The organism is Aquidulcibacter sp. (assembly GCF_020253525.1).
GTDB lineage: Bacteria > Pseudomonadota > Alphaproteobacteria > Caulobacterales > Aquidulcibacteraceae > Aquidulcibacter.
In genome coordinates this window covers 21882-27881 of sequence record NZ_JADCBK010000167.1, presented here as the reverse complement: position 1 = coordinate 27881, position 6000 = coordinate 21882, and the positions used below count along the sequence as shown (strand labels likewise).

The window sequence follows — 6000 nt, the reverse complement described above, 5'->3', positions numbered from 1 at the left end:
CGACTTCAGCGCCGCGCGGTAGGGATAGGCATGGAGTTCAACCAAATCGGCCTCATTGCCGACAGTATCGCCGGTATCGATGCCGCCTGTGCCGCCATCGCCAAAGAAATGCTTGGCAGTAGCAATCACATGTTCTTGGCTCAAAAAGTCTGGACCCATGCCTTGCAGGCCTTCAACCATGGCCGCGCCCAGTTCAGAAACAAGGCCCTTATCCTCGCCATAGCCTTCATAGGTGCGGCCCCAACGGTCATCGCGCACCACGGCCAATGTCGGCGCAAAGGTCCAATCAATGCCGGTGACTTTGATTTCAGCCGCGGTAATGCGGCCAATCTCGCGGATTAGGGCAGGATCGCGCGTCGCACCCAAACCAATATTGTGCGGAAAAATCGTCGCGCCAACCACATTATTATGGCCGTGCACGGCATCGGTTGCCCACAACACAGGAATCACAGGGCTGCCATCGGCATGGGGTGTGCGCGAGGCTTCCCAGAAAGCATCAGCCAGTTTCAACCAATCTTCCGGCTTAGAGCGCTCATTGCCATAAGGGCCTGAATTGCCACCATTCAGGATCGTCCCAAAGCGATATTTGGCGACATCTTCGGGTGTGATGGTCGAAATATCGGGCATGATGAGTTGAGCGACTTTCTGCTCCACACTCATTTTGCTCATGATCTCAGTGATCCGGGTTTCGACTTTGTCGTCCTGCTGGAAGCCAGACGCACACCCAGAAAGCCCGAGCGAGAGGGCGAGGATGGGGGCCGCATAGGCGCGGAACGATTTTTGGACAAAGGGCTTCATCAGGGCACGCATCATCGATTTCGCCTTCGCTTATTGTGCTGCTGCAGTGTTTTGACGGTGGACGAACAGGCCGAAGAAGACGAGCCACGCATAGCCCAAGATCGGCACGATCAAAGCCACCGACAGGCCGACATGGTCTGCGGCAAAGCCTGTCACCAATGGCAGAATGGCCCCACCGACAATGCCCATGCACAGAAGCGCTGCGGCCTTTGGCGTGTCCTCATCATTCAGACCAATGACGGTCTGAGAAAAAATGGTTGGGAACATGATGGAGTTGAACAAGCCAATCGACAGGATGGCGATGGCGGCAATCTGGCCCGTCAGCACCATAGCCAAAGCCGCCAAAACAATCGCAATCACAGCGAACACCGCCAAGACTTTGCCGGCGGGGAAGCGGCTTAAAATATAAGAGCCGGCAAAGCGACCGACCATCGCCCCGCCCCAATAAAGCGCGACCAACTTACCTGCTTGTGCCTCGCTGGTGCCCAAGACGCTGGCTTGGCTCAAATAATTGACCAAGACCGAACCAATGGCCACTTCGGCACCGACATAGGTGAAGATGGCGATGACGCCGAACAAGATTTTCTTATTGGCCAGCAAATGAAAACCAAGGCCCGAGGTGGTTTCGGTCTTTGCCAAGGGGGGCAACAGATCGCGCTTTACAAAAAAGACGATCATGATCAGCACCAAAACCATAGCAATGCCCAAATAGGGGGTCTGTAGTGCTGCAGCTTCGGCTTCGCGCAATGCTGCCAAGGCATCCGGGGTTAGGGTCGAGATATCCTTTGGAATTTCAGGACCGCCTTCCAAAATCAGCTTGGCCCCAACAAATGGGCCGATGAAGGTGCCAAAGCTGTTGAAGGCTTGCGCCAAAGTCAGGCGGGCAGAACTGGTTTCAGCAGCCCCTGCGATGGAGATCACGGCATTGGCGGCAACTTGCAGGATGGTGATCCCGGCGGCCAATACGAACAAGGCAAACAAAAAGCCTGAATAAATGCCGATATGGGTGGCCAGCACAAACAGGATGCAGCCGCCAATCATGACAGCCAGACCCGCAATGATCCCGCGCATATAGCCAACTTTGGCCACCAAATTGCCAGCAGGGATCGAGAAAACGAAATAGCCCAAAAAGAAAGCCGATTGCGTCAGCATGGCTTCGGCATAGCTGAGATTATAGAGCCCGCGGAATTTGGGGATCAGAATATCGATCAAAACGGTCGCAAAACCCCAAATGAAGAACAAAGCAAGCGACATGAAGAACAAGGTTCGGTCGTTCACATTGCCCGCTTGCGGCTGTACATTCACTGCGCTTGGTCCGGCCATTTTTGGTTTCCTATCCTCAGATTATTGGTGCTTTTCGTTTCTTATTTGGTCTCGCAAAAAGGCAAACCGCCCTCATTCCCCGCAAGCAGCGGTATCATGTGAGCGTTCACATTTATAGACCCTAACCCAATCAATTTCCATTGTCTTGGGAAAATTCTTCGAGGAAACACCGCGAAGATTGCGGCCTTCGGGTAGGTTTCCCCCGATCGCGAGGTTTAAAATCAGATAGAAGGACTGATCAAAGGGGGCAGAAGGCCGGCTTGGGCTTTGAAGCGCGTGCCAGGTAGCCGGGGTCTGGGTGGCAAAGGGCACCCCATCAATCGACCACACCATTTTGCCGCTATCCCAGTCCAGCGTGTAGGTATGAAAATCGTCAAGATTGCCCACAAGGGGCGTCGTTTTCGACAAAAAGGTGTTTTTGGGCCAAGCCCCGCCATAATGCAGCGTTCCCAAAATGGTGTTTTCAACCCCATTTGGGCAGGTCGGGCACGGTTCACCTAGATTGACGGCCTCCATAATATCAATCTCGCCCGAGGCGGCCCACGGACCATAAACCTCGTCGGCGGGCAGCATCCAAATCGCCGGCCACGTGCCTTGGCCTTGCGGCAAGCGGGCACGCACCGAAATCCGGCCATAACGCCAATCGGCCTTACCCTTTGTCGTCAGCTTCGCCGAGCTAAAAGGCAAGGTCACCTGCTGTTCGCGCGCCGCCTTATGGGTGCGCTGCTCTAGCGGCAAAGCATAGCCGCGACGGCGCTCTTTGCGGGCTTGAATGACGAGCTTGCCATCCTTGATGAAGCTGTTTTCGGGCCGCTCGGTATAGCATTGCTTTTCATTATTGCCCCCTCCCCAGCAATCAACCACATGGCTCCATTTGGTGGGATCAATCGCTGCGCCATCAAACTCATCAGACCAGACGAGCGACCATGTGGCAGGGGTTTCAGGCTGAGCAGGCCCAGCTTGCGCTAGCGCGCCTGTCCCTGCCCCGAAGGTCGAAAACGCGCCAACACCAAGCAGAATAAATGCCCACAAGCGCCCATATTTTTTGGCTAAGAACAGACCCACAGCACACCCCCCATTTCCTTCAGTCTGCCTTGGCCCCGTCCACCTGCATAGCAACAATCCCAGTCCGTGGGCGTCAGAGACCATCGTCCCTCAAATTGTTAGCGCTGTCAATTGGTGGTCAATCTTCCATTCTGTGCCGAAGTAACAAGAGAGAAAGCATGAAGCGTGGGCATCTGCGCCGTAAGGTGCAGTCCCACGGGACTGCACCACCTCACACGCCACAGTCTGGAATATAGCTCTTTCTACTTCGACAGCCTTTGCCGCAGGCTCTGCCGGGGCAAAGGCGTCGTATGAGTTTGAGCGCGCAAGTTGGGGCAGTGTCGGGCGGCGGCAAGGCAAGCGAAACATAGACGATCTTTGGCGTTGCATACCCACGGTGCATTCCATAGCTGGAATGCACCCTACGGCGCCAATAAATTCAATTACTAACGGTGAAAGAAAAGTGGTGCCCGGAGCCGGAATCGAACCAGCGACACGCGGATTTTCAATCCGCTGCTCTACCGACTGAGCTATCCGGGCAACCTGTCGGGAGGCAGGCGTTTAGCGGATCAGATTGTCTCTGTCCACGGGGTCCTCTGCATCGGGTATGCCATTATCCTCTTCTTGAACAGGAATTGCATAAGAACCATTGAGCCAACGGCCCAAATCGAGGTCTGCACAGCGCTTGGAGCAGAAGGGGCGATAGGCGTGGTCTGTGGGCTTGCCACATTCGGGGCAGGTGCGGCTCATGCGATCACCACCTCACATTGGGTCTGGCCGGGGCGACCAAGGCGGAGGTGGAATTGGCCGCCAATCGTCTCGGCAATATCTTGCCGCCACCCGATGGAATCAGCCTCCAAAAAGGCCAGAGGTGCGGCTGGGGCATAGAGGGTCACGCTGCGGCCTTTAGCGCCTTTCAGGGCGGCGGCGAGGCGGTTGATACCGTCGATGGCCACAGTTTCGGCCGTGGGCTGGCCCGTGGCATCAAGGCAGATGTCAGCTAAGGCTTGGCGGCGCTTTTGGCGGGCAATCTCGGCAATGCCAAAGCGCGAGACGGGTAGGACCTCAGTTTTGGGGGCGGCAACGCCGCCATTTTTTTCCGCGTCAAAGGCGCTGATAAGCGCTTTGGTCAAAGCTTCCGCATCACCCTTACGGCGCGGCCCGGTGAAATCCACGCAAATGAGGCCGCCAAGGCCGCGCAATCGGATTTGCCGCACGATTTCGGGCACGGCGGCGAGATTGAGGCCACGGGCAAAGCGGGCAGGATCCGTGCCGCCTGTTTCGCGATTGGCGCTGTCGACATCGACCGCGGTCAAAGCACGTGTGCGCTCAATCGTCAGCCGACCCCCGCCCGCAATCGGCACTTCGGGATGCAAGGCTGCTTCAAAGGCCGCATCAATCCGGTCAATCTCGTCCTCATCGGCCTCGCGCGGCTCTCCGGGCCAGCCCTGCCAGGGCGTGGCATCTTCTAAGAGACGGGGGCAAGGCCCCTGTGGGGCAAGGCCTTCATAGGCAAGTGCTGGGCCCTTGCCGCCTTCGGCTTCGCGCACAACACGTACAGCAACCGCTGCCCCAACGCGCAGATCAGCCTCACGCTCCCGCCCAAAAGGCGCAAAGGCAGGCTCGCCCACGCCCAGATCAACAAAGGCCCCACCAATACGGCCATCAATGGCGGTCACGCGGCCCGCATAAATCTGGCCCCAACGCACGCGGCTTTCATGGGTAGACCAACGCTCTAAGCGCAATTCCACAATCCGGTCGCGGTCAAACAAGGCAGCCCGTAATTCGCCAATGCGCTCATGAATGACAATTTCGCGGGTGGGTGGCTTCGGCGTATTCATGACAGCACCCTTTTATAGCCAAAGCCCTCCAGCAGCGAGACGGCCTCATAGAGTGGTAGGCCCATGACGCCTTCCCACGAGCCATGTAACTGGGTGCAAAACGCCCCAGCCAAGCCCTGAATGCCATAGCCACCGGCCTTGCCCATCCATTGCTCGCTATCGAGGTAAAAGCGGATTTCAGCCTCGCTCAGGCGCTTAAACGTCAGACGGGTTTCTACCGCTCGGCTAGCCTTGGCTGCACCGCGTTGGACGGCGACAGCGGTCGTCACACGGTGATTGCGCCCCGATAAGAGCTGCAGGCAAGCCAAAGCCTGTTCGCGTGTTTCTGCCTTGGGCAACAGTCTGCGCCCCACCGATACGACGGTGTCGGCTGCCAAGATCAAATCATGCGGGTTTTTAAGGGCGATGGCTTCGGCCTTGGCACAGGCCAGCCGCAAGCCATGCTGGCGCGCCGTTTCATGGGGCAGAGGTGTTTCGTCCAGATCGGCTGGACAAATCGTGTCGGGCACAATCCCGACTCTGGCCAGAAGCTCTTGTCGGCGCGGCGATGCGCTCGCCAGAATAAGCTTCATGGGACTTGTTTTACCGGAAACGATAGGTGACCCGGCCCTTGGTCAGGTCATAGGGGGTCATTTCGACCAGAACTTTATCGCCAGCGAGCACGCGAATGCGGTTCTTACGCAGCTTACCAGCCGTGTGGCCGATAATTTCATGTTCGTTTTCAAGACGGATGCGGAAAGTGGCATTGGGTAGAAGCTCTACCACGGTACCTTGAAATTCGAGCAATTCTTCTTTTGACATTGGGTCTCCCGGCCGCAAATGACCTGTTGGGCTGACAACTCAGCTTGATTGGCGCGCTCTATAGTCTGTTTTGGGGGTAAAAAGCCAGTGCTATGGGTGTTGAAGCTGTTAAACTGGGGCCTGCGTGCCACAGATGGGTCAGTTCCTCTCACAGCTCCTGTCAGTTTCCTCTGCGTCCGTCTTGCGGCATGGG

General features: G+C 56.8%; 7 protein-coding genes and 1 tRNA gene. All 8 read right to left on the bottom strand.

Annotation, left to right across the window (positions count from 1 at the left end; translation table 11 throughout):
- On the bottom strand, window positions 1-813 hold an 813-nt coding region (locus IOB61_RS16770; RefSeq protein ID WP_290819134.1), incomplete at its 3' end, for a glycoside hydrolase family 3 N-terminal domain-containing protein.
- Between the two features lie 15 nt (window positions 814-828).
- Window positions 829-2121 carry a sugar MFS transporter gene (locus IOB61_RS16765; RefSeq protein WP_290819132.1) on the bottom strand — a complete coding sequence of 431 codons (1293 nt, stop codon included), beginning with the start codon at window positions 2119-2121 and terminating at the stop codon, window positions 829-831.
- 72 nt (window positions 2122-2193) lie between these two features.
- The gene (locus tag IOB61_RS16760; RefSeq protein WP_290819131.1) at window positions 2194-3186 is read right to left on the bottom strand and encodes a glycoside hydrolase family 16 protein; all 993 of its coding nucleotides are present in this window, start codon (window positions 3184-3186) and stop codon (window positions 2194-2196) included.
- A 443-nt stretch (window positions 3187-3629) separates the two neighbouring features.
- Window positions 3630-3705, bottom strand: a tRNA-Phe gene (locus IOB61_RS16755).
- A gap of 21 nt (window positions 3706-3726) precedes the next feature.
- On the bottom strand, window positions 3727-3915 hold the full coding sequence (locus IOB61_RS16750; RefSeq protein WP_290819129.1) for a DNA gyrase inhibitor YacG: 189 nt from the start codon (window positions 3913-3915) through the stop codon (window positions 3727-3729).
- On the bottom strand, window positions 3912-5006 hold the full coding sequence (locus IOB61_RS16745) for a ribonuclease E/G (RefSeq protein WP_290819127.1): 1095 nt from the start codon (window positions 5004-5006) through the stop codon (window positions 3912-3914). Before IOB61_RS16745 ends, IOB61_RS16750 begins: the two co-directional genes overlap by 4 nt.
- Entirely contained in the window at window positions 5003-5578 is a 576-nt protein-coding gene (locus tag IOB61_RS16740; RefSeq protein ID WP_290819125.1) for a nucleoside triphosphate pyrophosphatase, read from the bottom strand. The genes IOB61_RS16745 and IOB61_RS16740 overlap by 4 nt, the downstream gene beginning before the upstream one ends.
- A gap of 10 nt (window positions 5579-5588) precedes the next feature.
- Complete coding sequence (gene infA, locus IOB61_RS16735) at window positions 5589-5807, bottom strand: translation initiation factor IF-1 (protein ID WP_085339458.1); 219 nt, start codon at window positions 5805-5807, stop codon at window positions 5589-5591.
- Window positions 5808-6000: the final 193 nt, after the last annotated feature.